This window comes from Streptomyces sp. AcH 505 (assembly GCF_000818175.1).
Taxonomy (GTDB): domain Bacteria; phylum Actinomycetota; class Actinomycetes; order Streptomycetales; family Streptomycetaceae; genus Streptomyces.
This window is the reverse complement of sequence record NZ_JTIY01000001.1, coordinates 3,381,100-3,395,899: the sequence shown is the minus strand read 5'-3', so window position 1 is coordinate 3,395,899 and position 14,800 is coordinate 3,381,100. Positions and strand designations below refer to the sequence as shown.

12 protein-coding genes and 1 pseudogene are annotated in these 14,800 nt (G+C 71.3%); 1 reads left to right on the top strand and 12 read right to left on the bottom strand.

Annotated features, from left to right (window positions below):
* The 5 genes and pseudogenes from HY68_RS43765 to HY68_RS15435 form a co-directional block, all read right to left on the bottom strand.
* Nucleotides 1-587: pseudogene (locus tag HY68_RS43765) on the bottom strand ((2Fe-2S)-binding protein); the annotation flags it as partial.
* Nucleotides 584-1,480 carry an FAD binding domain-containing protein gene (locus HY68_RS15450; RefSeq protein WP_041989130.1) on the bottom strand — a complete coding sequence of 299 codons (897 nt, stop codon included), beginning with the start codon at nucleotides 1,478-1,480 and terminating at the stop codon, nucleotides 584-586. The pseudogene HY68_RS43765 and the gene HY68_RS15450, both read right to left, overlap by 4 nt.
* Nucleotides 1,481-1,723: 243 nt before the next feature.
* A complete protein-coding gene (locus HY68_RS15445; RefSeq protein ID WP_078863937.1) occupies nucleotides 1,724-3,469 on the bottom strand; it encodes a beta-N-acetylhexosaminidase in 1,746 nt (581 codons plus the stop codon).
* Between the two features lie 120 nt (nucleotides 3,470-3,589).
* Entirely contained in the window at nucleotides 3,590-3,889 is a 300-nt protein-coding gene (locus HY68_RS15440) for a DUF3039 domain-containing protein (RefSeq protein WP_041989128.1), read from the bottom strand.
* 85 nt (nucleotides 3,890-3,974) lie between these two features.
* The gene (locus tag HY68_RS15435; protein ID WP_041996149.1) at nucleotides 3,975-4,535 is read right to left on the bottom strand and encodes a YqgE/AlgH family protein; all 561 of its coding nucleotides are present in this window, start codon (nucleotides 4,533-4,535) and stop codon (nucleotides 3,975-3,977) included.
* A 263-nt stretch (nucleotides 4,536-4,798) separates the two neighbouring features.
* Here HY68_RS15435 and murA point away from each other — a divergent pair, with 263 nt between their 5' ends.
* Nucleotides 4,799-6,139 carry a UDP-N-acetylglucosamine 1-carboxyvinyltransferase gene (murA, locus tag HY68_RS15430; protein WP_041989126.1) on the top strand — a complete coding sequence of 447 codons (1,341 nt, stop codon included), beginning with the start codon at nucleotides 4,799-4,801 and terminating at the stop codon, nucleotides 6,137-6,139.
* 136 nt (nucleotides 6,140-6,275) lie between these two features.
* Here murA and HY68_RS15425 read toward each other — a convergent pair whose 3' ends face one another.
* The 7 genes from HY68_RS15425 to HY68_RS15395 all read right to left on the bottom strand — a co-directional run bounded on the left by HY68_RS15425 (nucleotide 6,276) and on the right by HY68_RS15395 (nucleotide 14,698).
* Nucleotides 6,276-6,557, bottom strand: coding sequence for an HU family DNA-binding protein (locus tag HY68_RS15425; protein ID WP_003954777.1), 282 nt, complete (start codon nucleotides 6,555-6,557; stop codon nucleotides 6,276-6,278).
* 316 nt (nucleotides 6,558-6,873) lie between these two features.
* Nucleotides 6,874-8,307 (bottom strand): NAD-dependent malic enzyme, encoded by a 1,434-nt coding sequence (locus HY68_RS15420; protein WP_041989121.1) that lies wholly within the window; start codon nucleotides 8,305-8,307, stop codon nucleotides 6,874-6,876.
* 389 nt (nucleotides 8,308-8,696) lie between these two features.
* The gene (locus tag HY68_RS15415) at nucleotides 8,697-11,144 is read right to left on the bottom strand and encodes a UvrD-helicase domain-containing protein (RefSeq protein ID WP_041996147.1); all 2,448 of its coding nucleotides are present in this window, start codon (nucleotides 11,142-11,144) and stop codon (nucleotides 8,697-8,699) included.
* Nucleotides 11,145-11,281: 137 nt separating this feature from the next.
* Complete coding sequence (locus tag HY68_RS15410; RefSeq protein ID WP_041989119.1) at nucleotides 11,282-12,145, bottom strand: zf-HC2 domain-containing protein; 864 nt, start codon at nucleotides 12,143-12,145, stop codon at nucleotides 11,282-11,284.
* On the bottom strand, nucleotides 12,142-12,729 hold the full coding sequence (locus HY68_RS15405; RefSeq protein WP_078863621.1) for a sigma-70 family RNA polymerase sigma factor: 588 nt from the start codon (nucleotides 12,727-12,729) through the stop codon (nucleotides 12,142-12,144). Before HY68_RS15405 ends, HY68_RS15410 begins: the two co-directional genes overlap by 4 nt.
* A 144-nt stretch (nucleotides 12,730-12,873) precedes the next feature.
* Complete coding sequence (locus tag HY68_RS15400; protein ID WP_041989116.1) at nucleotides 12,874-13,467, bottom strand: CGNR zinc finger domain-containing protein; 594 nt, start codon at nucleotides 13,465-13,467, stop codon at nucleotides 12,874-12,876.
* Nucleotides 13,468-13,573: 106 nt separating this feature from the next.
* A complete protein-coding gene (locus HY68_RS15395; protein WP_347560660.1) occupies nucleotides 13,574-14,698 on the bottom strand; it encodes a uroporphyrinogen-III synthase in 1,125 nt (374 codons plus the stop codon).
* Nucleotides 14,699-14,800: the final 102 nt, after the last annotated feature.

The following is a 14,800-nucleotide window of genomic DNA, read 5'->3' as shown; positions in this document are numbered from 1 at the left end:
GGCTCCGGCTCCGGCTGCGTCGCCCACGGGGCGGGAGCGCCGCCCGGCAGGGTCGCGGGCGCCGAGCCCGCGCTCCAGGGGGACGTGTGCAACCCGGAGCTGTACTCGCCCGATTCGTCCAGCAGGTCGCCCTCGGCGACCGGGATCCGCCACTGTCCCGTGACGTCGGCGGGCCGCTCGCCGGTGTCCTGTCCTGCGCCCGCCGCGCCGAAGTCCCACTGCCCCGTCACATAGCCGTCGTGCACGGCCTGCGCCGGGTGGTGGCCGGCCGCCGGGTGGTGCTCGGCGCCCGGCTCGGGCCAGCGCACACCGCCCGTGTCGCCCTGGTCCAGGGGCTGCTGGGCCCAGCTGCCCGCCACCGACGGGTCGGGCGTCAGGGGCACGATCTGCGGGGGTACGTATCCGTGGCCCGGCGCCGCCAGCGGGGCGTCCATGGCGTCCTCGGGCGGCAGCTGCACGAACGCGGTCGCCTCGGCGTCGTACTCGCCGCCGTGCGGTACGGGCCGCCAGCCGCCCTGTTCGTCGGGGCCCTGCCCGGGGCCCGGGCCCGACCTGGGACCGGAGCCGGAATTCTCTTCGGTGGTCACGACAGCGCCCTCCCCAGTGCTCGTCGGGCCAGGGCTGCGACGGTACGCCGCAGATGCAGTACGGCGGGCGCCGGGGCGGGGGGCTCTCCGCCGTCGGCCGGCGGCGCCGGGTCCGGGATGCAGGCCGCCGCCACGTACTCGCCGAAGGCCACCAGGGCCTCCTGGGCGAGCCCGCGTGCGCCGTCCCAGTCGATCAGTGAAGCGATCCAGCGCTCCGCCTCAAGGGGGCGCAGGGGCATCGGTGCGATCGCGCCGACGGCGCAGCGCACTCCGCGGCGCGCCGGGTCGAGCACGACGGCCACCGAGGCGGTGGCGCGGCCGGGGCCCGTGCGGCCGGTGGCCTTGAGGAAGACTTGGGGGGCGTGCAGCAGCGGGACGCGTACGAAGCCGATGAGTTCGGCCGGCTCCAGCATCTCGCGGCCCGCCAGCAGATGGGTCGCCGGGATCTCGCGCCGGGAGCCGCCGGGGCCGGCGACGACGAGATCGGCCTCCAGGGCGGCCAGGACCGGCAGGGCGTCGCCGGTGGGCGCCGCGGTGGCGATGTTGCCGCCGAGGGTGCCCGCGTTACGGATCTGGGGCGGCCCCGCGGCGCGCGCGGACGCGGCGAGCGCGGGGATGAGGGCGGCGAAGTCGGGCCTGCCCATGCGCGCGTGGGTGAGCCCGGCCCCGAGGAGGGCGTGGCCGTCCTGGTAGTGCCAGCCGCGCAGCTCGCTGATCCTGCCGAGGCCGACGAGTCCCGCGGGCCGCAGCAGGCCCTTGTTGACCGATGCCATCAGGTCCGTGCCACCCGCGACGGGTACGGCGGCAGGCATGGCAGTCAGCGCCGCCACGGCCTCGTCGAGCGAGGCCGGCAGCGTCACGGACTGCGCCGTCTGCGGTGCGTGCGTGGTCAACCCAGCTGCCCCTTTCCGGTGTCCCGGCTGTCCCGCCTGTGTGCCGTACCGTACGTGCTCACAGGCCGGACGTGGCAACTCTGGCACATGTTGAGGGCCGCCCGACGCGAGGGTCCGCGAAGGGCGTATCCGTCCCGGACCAGGGTGTAGGTCCGCTTTCGCCCGCCTTCGGCGGCACACCCGGAATGCCACCCTTCGGCAGTCCTTGTACGACTTATCCTCACGGTTCCGGCGCGGACTTCGTCAGCCGCGCGGGGGCTGTCCTTCGCGTGGACGGCCGAGCACACCGGGCCGCCGCTGCCACGGCAACGGACCGCCGGGCGGCCGGTATCCGACGCCGAGGACGTCCAACCGCGCGTAGTGCGCGGCCATCCGGCGCTCGAACCCGGCGAAGTCGCGGTCGGCGGACGCGGGCAGCGCCGACCAGGCGACCTCGGCGAACGCGGCGAGCCGCGGGAAGACCTGGTAGTCGACGCGGGAGCGGTCCTGCATCACCTCGGTCCAGACGTTGGCCTGGGTACCGAGGACGTGCGCGGCCTCGGCATCGGTGAGTTCGGCCGGTACGGGCTCGAAGCGGTAGACGTCCTCCAGCGTGCGGACGTACCCGATGGGAATCGGCTCGTCGTCGCCCGCCGCCTGCCGGTGGTCCAGGTAGACGTGCTGCTCCGGGCACATGACGACGTCGTGGCCCGCCCTGGCCGCCGCGATGCCGCCGGAGTATCCGCGCCACGAGGAAACGGCGGCGCCCGGCGCGAGTCCGCCTTCCAGGATCTCGTCCCAGCCGATGAGCCGCCGGCCCCTGACGCCGAGCCAGCTGTCGAAGTGCCGGATGAACCAGGACTGCAACTCGTCCTCGTTCGCGAGGCCCTGTTCCTGAATCCGGTCCTGGGCGGTCGGTGAGTCCTTCCACTGCTCCTTGGGGCATTCGTCGCCGCCGACGTGGATGAAGGTCGAGGGGAACAGCTCCAGGATTTCCTCGAACACGTCCTCGTAGAACCGGAGGGTGATGTCAGTGGGGGCGAGTACGTTCGGAGTCACGCCCCAGTTGTCCCAGACGGTGAGGGAGGTCGTGTCGATGACGTCGGTGTTGCCCAGTTCCGGATACGCGGCGATGGCTGCCTGCGAGTGCCCGGGGATGTCGATTTCGGGGACGACGGTGATATGCCGTTCGGCCGCGTAGGCGACGATCTCGCGGATGTCGTCCTGCGTGTAATAGCCGCCGTGCGGCTTCTCGTCCCACAAGTCGGAAGCGCGGTGGCCCCATTTGGTGCGTGAGCGCCAGGCCGCGGTCTCCGTCAGCCTGGGCTTGCTCCTGATCTCTATCCGCCACCCCTGGTCGTCGGAGAGGTGGAAGTGAAAGACATTCAGTTTGTGGGCGGCAAGCAGATCGAGATAGCGCAGCACGCCGTCCTTGGGCATGAAGTGCCGTGCCACGTCGAGCATCAGGCCGCGCCAGGCGAAGCGGGGGCTGTCCTCGACGGTGCCCACCGGCAGTTCCCAGCCACGCCCGGGGGTGACGGGCGCGCTCCGGTACGCCTCGGGGCCCAGCAGTTGACGGAGCGTCTGGGCGCCCCAGAAGACACCGGCCGCGCTGCCGCCCTCGATCGTGACGTCCCGCGCCGGGCCGGCCCCGTCCACTGCGGGGACGGTGAGGCGGTAGCCCTCGGGGCCTGACGCGCGCTCGACGTCCGGGCTGATGCTCAGTGCGATCCGGGCGGCCCCGACCGCGCCGTCCACCCCACCCGCGCCGTCCACCCCGACCGCGCCGTCAGCGCCGCCGGCTTCTTCGGGCTCCAGCGGCAGTCCCGTCGCCGCGCCGACGCTCGCCCGCAGCCAGCGCGCGACGCCCTCGGTGCCGGGCCCGGCCGTGAGCCGCGTCCCCGCGTCGACGGCCAGCCGTCCGGTCCCCTCCGTACGGACGGTGCGGGCGGCCGGTATGAGATCCGCCGCTGTCGCGGCAGAAGTCCCGGAAGAGGTCACGGCGGTCATGTTCATCAGTCCTTCACCCGAGGTACGGACGCGAGATACGCATGCGCACGGCCCTCGGGGACGCGCAGACACACGCGTCCCCGAGGGCCGTCACCAGACGGAAGAGCAACAGCTACGTCACTACTTCTTGCTGCTGTCCTTGCCGCCCTTGCCCTTGTCCTTGTCCCCGCCGGGGCCCATGGACTCGTAGATCTCCTTGCACATGGGGCAGACCGGGTACTTCTTGGGGTCGCGCCCCGGTACCCAGACCTTGCCGCACAGTGCCACCACGGGAGTGCCCTCCAGGGCGCTCGCCATGATCTTGTCCTTCTGAACGTAGTGGGCGAAGCGCTCGTGGTCGCCGTCGCCGTGCGACACCTGTGGTGTCGGCTCCACGAGGGTGCCCGTACCTGCCCCGCGCTCGGGCTCAAGAGTGCTCATAGTCGTCAAGGGTACCCACGCATGAGCCGACCCGGCCTCTCCGGGGCCGTGCTCTCCGCAGCCGGCCGCTCACCCATCGCTCAGGTCAGTTGAGCGACGCGTCGTCGGGATACGTCGCGATCATGGCCAGTTCGCCGCGCTGCCTGCGCAGCACCGCGCGCCACAGCCCCTCGGGGCGCGGGGACGACACGTCGCCGGGCTCCGACTCGACGACGTACCAGGCGCCCCGCTTCAGTTCGTCCTCCAGCTGGCCGGGGCCCCAGCCCGCGTACCCGGCGAAGATCCGCAGCGAGCCGAGCGCCTTCACCAGCAGTTCCGGCGGGGTCTCCAGATCGACGAGACCGATCGCGCCGTACACCCTGCGCCAGCCGAGCGGCCCCTCGTCGCCGGGGATCACGGCGAGGCCGAGCGCCGAGTCGAGCGAGACGGGACCGCCCTGGAAGACGACACCCGGTTCACCCGCGTGGTCGGCCCAGCTCTCCAGGATGTCCCCGACGTCCACGGGGGTGGGCCGGTTGAGGACCACGCCGAGCGAGCCCTTGCCGTCGTGGTCGAGCAGGAGGACGACGGCGCGGTCGAAATTCGGGTCGGCGAGGGCGGGTGCGGCAACGAGCAGCCGCCCTGTGAGCGAGGACACCTCCGTCATGCGAGCCATGATCTCGCACATTGGCCTTATCCGGGGCACGAGATGCAGAGTGTGCGTGCGCGCAGCTCAGGGCGCACCGTCGCACCGGGAGCGCACAGCCGCTCCCGGAACCGCCCGGTCACTGTCAGCCAGTGATCACGAACAGAACGTGTTATGCCCAATTCATTACACCTTTGGGGCCTCCTCGGCCTTACGGGACAGGGGCCTTGGCCCCTTACCCTTTTCCTTGGCCACCCGCCCGCCCACTCCGGAACGCGAGATTCATGACCGGCACAGACGATGTAATGCTTGTCCACGGTGGGACCCCGCTGGAGGGCGAGATCCGCGTCCGCGGCGCGAAGAACCTGGTGCCGAAGGCCATGGTGGCCGCGCTGCTCGGGAGCGGTCCGAGCCGGCTGCGCAACGTGCCCGACATCCGCGACGTGCGGGTCGTACGGGGGCTGCTGCAACTGCACGGGGTGACGGTCCGCCCGGGTGACGAGCCCGGCGAGCTGATCCTCGACCCCACCCATGTCGAGAGCGCCAATGTCGCCGACATCGACGCGCACGCGGGCTCCTCGCGTATCCCGATCCTGTTCTGCGGGCCGCTGCTGCACCGGCTGGGACACGCCTTCATCCCCGGTCTCGGCGGCTGTGACATCGGCGGCCGGCCGATCGACTTCCACTTCGACGTGCTGCGCCAGTTCGGCGCGACGATCGAGAAGCGGGCCGACGGCCAGTACCTGGAGGCCCCGCAGCGGCTGCGCGGCACCAAGATCCGGCTGCCGTACCCGTCGGTGGGTTCGACGGAGCAGGTGCTGCTGACCGCCGTGCTGGCGGAGGGTGTCACGGAGCTGTCGAACGCGGCGGTGGAGCCGGAGATCGAGGACCTCATCTGCGTCCTGCAGAAGATGGGCGCGATCATCTCCATGGACACCGACCGGACGATCCGGATCACCGGCGTCGACCGGCTGGAGGGCTACAACCACCGGGCCATCCCGGACCGGCTGGAAGCCGCGTCCTGGGCCTCGGCCGCGCTGGCCACCGAGGGCAACATCTACGTCCACGGCGCGCAGCAGCGGTCGATGATGACGTTCCTCAACACGTACCGCAAGGTCGGCGGCGCCTTCGAGATCGACGACAAGGGCATCCGCTTCTGGCATCCGGGCGGCTCGCTCAACGCCATCGCGCTGGAGACGGACGTCCATCCGGGGTTCCAGACCGACTGGCAGCAGCCGCTGGTGGTGGCGCTGACCCAGGCGTCGGGGCTGTCGATCATCCACGAGACGGTCTACGAGTCGCGGCTGGGCTTCACGTCGGCGCTGAACCAGATGGGTGCGCACATCCAGCTCTACCGGGAGTGCCTCGGCGGTTCGCACTGCCGCTTCGGGCAGCGCAACTTCCTGCACTCGGCGGTCGTCTCGGGACCGACCCGGCTGCAGGGCGCGGATCTGGTCATCCCCGACCTGCGCGGCGGTTTCTCGTACCTGATCGCCGCGCTGGCGGCGCAGGGCACGTCGCGGGTGCACGGCATCGACCTGATCAACCGCGGCTACGAGAACTTCATGGACAAGCTCATCGAGCTGGGCGCGAAGGTCGAGCTGCCGGGCGGCGCGCTGGTATGACCGTCCGTCACGGCCGGTGTACGGCTTTCTGACGGGCGAACGACACAGGGGCGGCCACCTGAGAAGGTGGCCGCCCCTGCGTACTGCTGTGGTGCTTTTACTGCGTACCGGCCGTACTGGCCGGTACTGCCTTGGGTTACTTCCCCTTGGCGGCTTCCTTGAGCTTGGAGCCCGCGGAGACCTTCACGCTGTAGCCGGCCGGGATCTGGATCGGGTCGCCGGTCTGCGGGTTACGAGCGGTGCGAGCGGCACGGTGGGTGCGCTCGAAGGTCAGGAAGCCGGGGATGGTGACCTTCTCGTCGCCCTTGGCGACGATTTCGCCCACGGTCTCGGCGAGGGCGGCCAGCACGGCGTCGGCGTCCTTGCGAGTCACCTCGGCGCGGTCGGCCAGGGCGGCCACCAGCTCACTGCGGTTCATGTTGTTACTCCCGTGTTCTTCTTGCCTGTGAGGCGTGAGATCGAAGCCGATGCTGCCAGGGCCCTCGGACAGTCCCCGGACCCGGGTCTGCTGACAGACCCTCGCGCCCGAATACGCATCCTGCCCCCACCAGCGGCGGGAAAGCCAATCCGGCACCCACCGGCGTCACTCCTGTGGAGACACCTTGGGAACCCCTTAGCCCCCTGAAGGCCCTGAAACCTCCGAGGAGTGGCGGGCTCATGGTCCGCCACCCTAGACGGGGCCCAGCGGCCCCGCGAATCGCGACGCGCCGGACAGATCGGGCAGAGCGGACGTGTCAGGCGGACACCGAGGTGGCCACCGTCACACCTGCCGCTTTCGCGGCTTCCCGAACGGCACCCGCGACCGCTCCCGCGACCTTGTCGTTGAAGACCGAGGGAACGATGTAGTTGGGGTTCAGTTCGCCCTCGGTGACGACGTCGGCGAGGGCCTTGGCAGCGGCCAGCATCATTTCGGTGTTGACCGTACGCGACTGGGCGTCCAGCAGGCCGCGGAAGACGCCGGGGAAGACCAGCACGTTGTTGATCTGGTTGGGGAAGTCGGAGCGGCCCGTGGCCACGACAGCGGCCGTCTCGCGGGCGATCCCGGGGTCCACCTCGGGGTCCGGGTTGGCCAGCGCGAAGACGATCGCCCCTTCGGCCATGGCGGCCACGTCGGCGCCGTCCAGCACGTTGGGGGCCGAGACGCCGATGAAGACGTCAGCGCCGACCACGGCCTCCTTCAGGGTGCCGGTGATGCCCTCGGGGTTGGTGTTGTCGGCCACCCAGCGCAACGGCGACTCGGGGGCTGCCTCGACGAGGTCGGCGCGGCCCGCGTGCACGACACCGTGGATGTCGGCGACGACGGCGTGCTTGACGCCCGCGGCGATGAGCAGCTTCAGGATGGCCGTACCCGCCGCGCCCGCGCCGGACATGACGACCCGTACGTCACCGAACTCCTTGCCGACCACGCGCAGCGCGTTGGTCAGGGCGGCGAGCACCACGATGGCCGTGCCGTGCTGGTCGTCGTGGAAGACCGGGATGTCCAGGGCCTCGCGGAGTCTCGCCTCGATCTCGAAGCAGCGGGGCGCCGAGATGTCTTCGAGGTTGATGCCGGCGAAGCCGGGGGCGATGGCCTTGACGATCTCGACGATGGCGTCGGTGTCCTGGGTGTCCAGGCAGATCGGCCAGGCGTCGATGCCGGCGAAGCGCTTGAACAGGGCCGCCTTGCCCTCCATGACGGGCAGCGCCGCCATGGGGCCGATGTTGCCGAGGCCCAGCACGGCCGAGCCGTCGGTGACGACGGCGACGGAGTTGCGCTTGATGGTGAGGCGTCTGGCGTCCTCGGGGTTCTGCGCGATCGCCATGCAGACCCGGGCCACTCCCGGCGTGTAGATCATCGAGAGATCGTCACGGTTGCGGATGGGGTGCTTGGACTGCATCTCGATCTTGCCGCCGAGGTGCATCAGGAACGTACGGTCGGAGACCTTGCCGAGCACGACCCCCTCGATGCCCCGCAGCTGCTCCACGATCTGGTCCGCGTGCCCGGTGGAGCTCGCGGCGATCGTGACGTCGATCCGGAGCTTCTCGTGCCCGGACGCCGTCACGTCGAGGCCGGTCACCGAGCCGCCGGAGGACTCCACGGCTGTGGTGAGCTGCGACACCGCTGTACCGCTAGCGGGCACTTCCAGACGGACCGTCATCGAGTACGAGACGCTTGGCGCCGTTGCCATGCCGAGTTCCTCTGCTTTCCCTGAGCCTCATTGCCACTCCGCCCGACCGACGTCGCGCGGAGCCTTCCGATCGTCGCACCTACCACCCGGTAATCGGTAAAGTCCAACTTTTTCGGAAAGCATTTTCCGTCAGGCGAGAGAGCGTAACAGCGGCGCCTCCAACAGAAGCAGGCCCCCACCGCTTCGCGGTGAGGGCCCGTTGTCGTGCTGGTGAAGAACTGTCGTACCGGTGAAGAAGAAGGTGGCACCGACCCGCCATGCTCGCCTCGCGGCAAGTGGTCGCTCGAAGCGACGAAGGTTGGGCCCGGGGGCTTGGATCGAGTCGGTGCCACTACCAATCTAACAAAACACTCCGGGAAGTGATCCCCTCCGCGCGAGTTGACTCGAAGTCAATCCCGCAGGAGGTCGGGTACTCCCTCCGCGTCGGGTTCGTCGCGGGCCGCCGAAACGACCGTGAGCTGCTGCGTCGCCCTGGTCAGCGCCACATAGAGCACCCGTAGCCCCGCCGGTGACTCGTCGGCGATCTCGGCCGGCGAGACCACCACCGTCGCGTCGTACTCCAGCCCCTTGGCCTCCAGGCTGCCCAGGGCGACGACCCGTCCGCCGAGCCCGGCGAGCCAGCGCGCCGCCTGTTCGCGCCGGTGCATCGCGACGACGACACCCACCGTGCCGTCGACCCGCTCCAGCAGCCGGGCCGCCTCGTCCCGTACGGCCGAGGCGAGGTCGTCGTCCCGCACGACGCTGAAGCGCGGCTGTACGCCGGTGGAGCGCACGGCGGTCGGCGACTCCATCCCCGGCATGGCGAGCGCCAGCACCTTCGCGGCCAGTTCGGCGATCTCGGCGGGGTTGCGGTAGTTGACGGTCAGGGTGAACTTGCGGCGCGGCCGGGTGCCGAGCGCCTCGTCGCGCGCCTCCGCCGCCTCCTCGGGGTCCGACCAGGACGACTGGGCGGCGTCGCCGACCACCGTCCAGGTGGCGTGCCTGCCCCTGCGGCCGACCATCCGCCACTGCATGGGGGTGAGGTCCTGGGCCTCGTCGACGATGACATGCGCGTATTCGGTGCGCTCGGCCGCCAGCCGCTCGGCGCGCTCGCGCTGCGACTCCTCGCGCTGGGGCATCAGCTCCTCGAGCCCGGTGAGCTGGTCCAGCGGGTCGAGTTCCCTGCGCTGCTTGCGCAGTCTGGGCGGAGCGCCCAGCAGCGTCTCCAGCTCGTCCAGGATCGCCACGTCGTGCACGGAGAGCGGTCCGGTGCCGTCCGGGCCCACCCGCCGCAGCGAGCGCGCGAGCCGGCGGATCTCGCCCTGGCCCAGGATGCGCCGGGCCCAGCGGCCGAGCCGCCGCTCGTCGGCCATGGCGGCAAGCACCCCGCGCGGGGTCAGCTCGGGCCACCAGGCGTCCACGAACTCCAGGAAGCTGTCCTCGGACGTGATGTCGTCGTCGAAGCCGCCGCGCAGCTCCGCCGCCAGCTCCGCGTCGCCGCGCGACGCGTACTCGCCGGCCCGGGCGGCGGCGCCCGACTTCGCCCACAGGGCGTCGAGCAGCAGCTTGCGGGCGCGCGGCCGCAGCAGGTTGACGGGGGCCGTGCCGCCGAGCACGGACTGCCGGATGCGGTTCAGCTCGTCGGCCTCCAGCTCCAGCCTGCGGCCGAACGCGACGACCCTGAGCCGGTCGGTGGCCACGGGCCTGCCGGGCGTCTCGTCGCCGTCGTCACCGGCCGCGCCGGACGCCTCGGTCTCACCGAAGGCCAGCTGTCCCGTCCCGGGCGCCTGCTGACGCCCCTGGGCGCCGCCCCTGCCCCGGCCACGCGCGCCCCGGCCTCCCTGGTCACCGGCGTGCGGCGCGGGCTCCAGCGCGCCCCTGGCGGCCTTGCGCAGCACCTTCAGCATGTTCGCCGAGCCCTTGATCCGGGCCACGGCCGGATCGTCGTACGCCGTGGCCTCCGCGCCGTCCACCAGCGAGCCGACCGCGCGGATCGCGACCTGCCCCTCCTCGCCGAGCGAGGGCAGCACGCCTTCGGTGTACGCGACGAGCAGCGGCGTCGGTGAGACGACGAGGATGCCGCCCGCGTACCTGCGCCTGTCCTGGTAGAGCAGATACGCGGCGCGGTGCAGCGCGACGGCGGTCTTGCCGGTGCCGGGGCCGCCCGCGACCTCGGTCACGGAAGCGGCGGGGGCCCTGATCACCAGGTCCTGCTCGGCCTGGATCGAGGAGACGATGTCCCGCATGGTGTGGCTGCGGGCCTGGCCGAGCGCGGCCATCAGCGCGCCGTCCCCGATGACGGGCAGCGCGCCGCCGTCCAGCGAGGCGGTCAGCTCGGGCCGCATCAGGTCGTCCTCGACGCCGAGGACCTTGCGGCCCTTGGAGCGGATGACCCTGCGCCGTACGACACGGCCGGGATCGACAGGCGTGGAGCGGTAGAACGGGGCTGCCGCCGGCGCGCGCCAGTCGATGACCAGCGGTGAGTAGTCGGAGTCGAGGACCCCGATCCGGCCGATGTGCAGCGTCTCGGCGATGTCCGCCGTGTTGTCGGGGCGTACGGCTTCGTCGGCCGGCTCGACCGAGGTGTACGCGCCGTCGGGGCCCTTGTCGCCGTCCTTGCCCGGGAGCAGGTCGATCCGGCCGAAGAGGAAGTCCTCGAACTCGTTGTTGAGCCGGCTCAGGTGGATACCGGCCCTGAAGACCTGGGCGTCCCTTTCGGCGAGTGCGCCGGGCGTGCCGACCTGGCCACGCTTGGCTGCGTCCTTCATCAGGAACTCCGCCTCGTGGATCTTCTCCTCGAGGCGGCGGTAGACCTGATCCAGATGGTCCTGTTCGACACCGATCTCGCGGTCGCGCACGGAGTCGTTCCCCGTGTCGCGTCCGGGATCGGAGGCGGGTCCTGCGGATTCAACAGCGGCATCCTGCGCGGCCACCGAGGCCCCCTTCGTGACGTGCGTCGGGCAGCCGTCAACCGTACGCGAAGGGGGCGGGTATGTCAGGCGCCGACCTGGACCAAACGCTTGCCGTCGAATGTCCGTACGTCGAAGTGGTCGATGTCGTTGGGCTGGATGGCCGCACCGCCGTGGATGTACAGCGGCTTCTGCGCCACCTCGTGCGGGCTGCTGGGGATGCCGTACCCCCACTGCGGCACCGACCAGGAGGAGACGACCTGCTCGTCGCCCGACTTGGACACGGCCACCAGACTGCACTTGAGCGGTCCTTTGACGTTCTTCAGCTCAAGAACGGCGTTGGTGCCCCAGCCGCGCTCCTCGAACCCGATGGTCGCGCTGACCTTGGTCGCCGGGTCGGTGCCCGAGACCTTGTCCGGCATCTTGGCGAAGGCCTCGGCGTCGGTGGGACCACCGGACGGCTGGACCACGGCCTCGTTACGGACCGGGTCGTCGCCCGAGGTCGCGACGATCGCGATCGTCGGACCGCCGATGATCAGCGCGGCGGCGGCGGCGATCAGGTAGAACCCGCGCCTCTTGCGCTGCGCCCGCTTGACGGCGACCTCGTCGACCAGCCGGTTCAGCAGCTGGTCGCTGGGCTTCACCGAGACGGACGGGGTCGGCGGCAGCGGCACGGCCCGTGGCGGGAAGCCGCCCTGCCGCGGGAACGGGTCGGCCGCCGGAGCCTGCGGCTCGGCGGTGGCGAAGGTTTCCGGGGTGTCGGCGAGCATGGCCAGCATCGGTTCCATGCCCGAGAACTCGGCCATGTTCGCCGTGCACAGTTCGCACGCCGCGAGATGCGCTTCGAAGGCGACGGCATCGGCCTCGTCAAGAATGCCGAGCACGTAGGAGGCGACCGCGTCGTGCACAGTGCCCTCGCCGTCCAGTCCGTACTGATCGTGCGTGGTCATGCCGAGACCCCCCTCTCCTCCAGAGCGAGCTTCATGGAACGCAGTGCGTAGAACACCCGTGAACGCACGGTCCCGCTGGGAATGCCGAGCGTCTCGGCAGCCTCGTTGACCGTGCGCCCCTTGAAGTACGTCTCTACGAGCACTTCCCTGTGCGCCGGGGTCAAATCTTCGAGCGCATCTGAGAGCGTCATCAGCCACAACGCCTTGTCGATCTCGTCCTCCGCGGGCATGACCTCCAGCGGCGACGGATCGACCTCCTGCGGCCGGGCCTGCCGGCTGCGGTGGCCGTCGATGACGATACGTCGAGCTACCGTCACCAGCCAGGGGCGGACAGAGCCGGTAGCCCGATTGAGCTGACCGGCGTTCTTCCAGGCACGGATGAGCGTCTCCTGCACGACGTCCTCGGCACGCTGGCGGTCGCCCGCCACGAGACGCAGCACATAAGCCAGCAACGGTCCGGCATGTTCCCGGTACAGGGCGCGCATCAGCTCTTCGTCAGGGACGGAGAGGTCGGTGCGCGGTGCCTCGCTCCGGTGTCGGGCCCGTTGAGGACGGTCATCGGCCACGGCCGCATCCTTGCGCACCTGAACCTCCCGGTCGAGACCTTCTTGACTGCTTCTCCCCCATCACTACGGAGGAACATCAAGTAGCACTCAACGGCGGGCGGAAAACTTTTCAGGTTCTTGGCGGCGGGACACCCCCGTCGGACGCCCCGACAGGTACGCCGGTCAGGTACGGGCCAGTGCGGCCCTGCGCCGGTGCCGGGCGACCCGCTCGCGGTTTCCGCACACCTCGCTGGAGCACCAGCGCCTGCGCCGGCCGCGTGATGTGTCCAGATACACACGCCGGCAGCTGTCGCCCTCGCACTCCCGCAGCCCCGCTCCGGCCTCCGGATCGGTCAGCAGCTCCACCGCGTCCCTCGCCACTGCGGCGAGCAGCGCCTCACAGGCCGGTGCGGCGCTCAGCGCCCGTACGAGCGCGCCGCCGGTGTCCCGTACCGCCCTGATCCCCGGCGGCGCCCCCGCGGCCAGCTCGTTGACCCGCTCCAGGGCCTGCGGCGCCTGCCTGCCGTCGATCTCGGCGCGTACGAGCTGCCCGACGCTGTCGCGCAGCTCGGCGAACCGGCCGACCCAGCGGGCGTCGACCCCCGTGAGGGCGGTGCCCGCCGGCACGAGCCCCGAGGCCGTCAGCCAGTGGGCGAGCTGGTCGGCGTCGGTGAGCTGTGCGTGTCCCTTGGCCGTCGGTTCCTCGGTGGCCACCAGATCGAGGCAGATCCGCCCGGAGTCGAACCGCCATTCGTACGAGCTCATGCCCGCCGCCATGTCCCTGCCACCGCCTCGGGTTCACCTGTGGTGCCGGCCCGTTCACTCTCAGAGTGCCTTCCCCGTGGCACGGCCGGTACCCCGCCACCCGAAGCGGCAAGCGGCCCTACTCGTCCGAAACGGCCAGCCGGTAGCCGCGTTTGACGACCGTCTGGATCAGCCGCGGGTCGCCGAGCGAGGTGCGCAGCCGCGCCATCGCGGTCTCGACTGCGTGCTCGTCGCGGCCGGCGCCGGGCAGCGCACGTAGCAGCTCGGCGCGCGGGACGACCCAGCCGGGCCGCCGGGCCCGCGCCCCGAGCAGCGCCATCCCCGCGGGCGGTACGGGGCGCAGCTCGCCGTCGAGCAGCACGGCGTGCCCGCGGATCTCCAGCCGCCGCGCGGCGACCTGGAGCGTACGGGCGCGGCCCGGCAGTTCGTCGCAGAGCACCTGGACGAGCGGGCCCAAGCGGAAACGTTCCGGCTGGACGGTTCCGATGCCCCGCTCCCGCAGCGGCGTCGCGGTGACGGACCCGACGCACGCCGGCAGTACGTCCCCCTTCAGCGCGTCGAGCAGCCCGGCCAGTTGGCCCCGCTCCTCGGCGCGCGAGAGCAGCGCGGTGGCGGCGGGCGCGCTGGTGAAGGTGACGGCGTCCAGGGCGCGCGCCACGGTCGCCTCGATGAGCCGGTCGACCGGGGCCAGATCCTCCGGCGGCATCCAGCGGTAGACGGGGACGACGACGACATCGGCGCCCCCGGCCTCCAGCGCCTCGACGAACCCGGGCAGCGGTACGCCGTGCAGTTGGAGCGCGATCCGCCGGTGCGCGACGCCCTCGTCGAGCAGCCGGTCCAGTACCTCGGCCATCGACTCGGAGGCGGGTGACCAGGTCTCGGTGAGTCCCGCGGCCCGGATGGCGCCCTTCACCTTGGGCCCGCGGGCGAGCAGTTCGACGCCGCCGAGACAGTCCAGCAGCTCCTGCCTGTCGCCCCAGCCGCCGGCCGCTTCCAGCCAGCCGCGGAAGCCGATCGCCGTGGTCGCCACGACCACGTCGGGCGCCTTGGCGATCAGCTCCTCGGTGGCGGCGCGCAGCTCCGTGTCGTCGGCGAGCGGCAGGATCCGCAGGGCGGGTGCGTGGAGCACGGCGCCGCCACGGCGTTCGATGAGCGCGCCGAACTCCTCGGCTCGTCTGGCTGCGGTGACTCCGATGGTGAATCCGGCGAGGGGGCCGTGCGGCTGGTCGTTCATGATGACCATTTTCCCGTCCCGCTCGCGGTACGGGTGTTTCGGGTGGGTTACTGCGGACCTGGCGCCCGAGCGGCGGGCCGTACGGATGCCCGTACAGCCCGCCGCGCGGCC

Coding starts and splice junctions, on each gene's coding strand:
- HY68_RS15445 (WP_078863937.1), bottom strand. CDS start 3,469: ATGACCGCCGTGACCTCTTCCGGGACTTCTGCCGCGACAGCGGCGGAT.
- HY68_RS15440 (WP_041989128.1), bottom strand. CDS start 3,889: ATGAGCACTCTTGAGCCCGAGCGCGGGGCAGGTACGGGCACCCTCGTG.
- HY68_RS15435 (WP_041996149.1), bottom strand. CDS start 4,535: ATGACGGAGGTGTCCTCGCTCACAGGGCGGCTGCTCGTTGCCGCACCC.
- murA (WP_041989126.1), top strand. CDS start 4,799: ATGACCGGCACAGACGATGTAATGCTTGTCCACGGTGGGACCCCGCTG.
- HY68_RS15425 (WP_003954777.1), bottom strand. CDS start 6,557: ATGAACCGCAGTGAGCTGGTGGCCGCCCTGGCCGACCGCGCCGAGGTG.
- HY68_RS15420 (WP_041989121.1), bottom strand. CDS start 8,307: ATGGCAACGGCGCCAAGCGTCTCGTACTCGATGACGGTCCGTCTGGAA.
- HY68_RS15410 (WP_041989119.1), bottom strand. CDS start 12,145: ATGACCACGCACGATCAGTACGGACTGGACGGCGAGGGCACTGTGCAC.
- HY68_RS15400 (WP_041989116.1), bottom strand. CDS start 13,467: ATGGCGGCGGGCATGAGCTCGTACGAATGGCGGTTCGACTCCGGGCGG.
- HY68_RS15395 (WP_347560660.1), bottom strand. CDS start 14,698: ATGGTCATCATGAACGACCAGCCGCACGGCCCCCTCGCCGGATTCACC.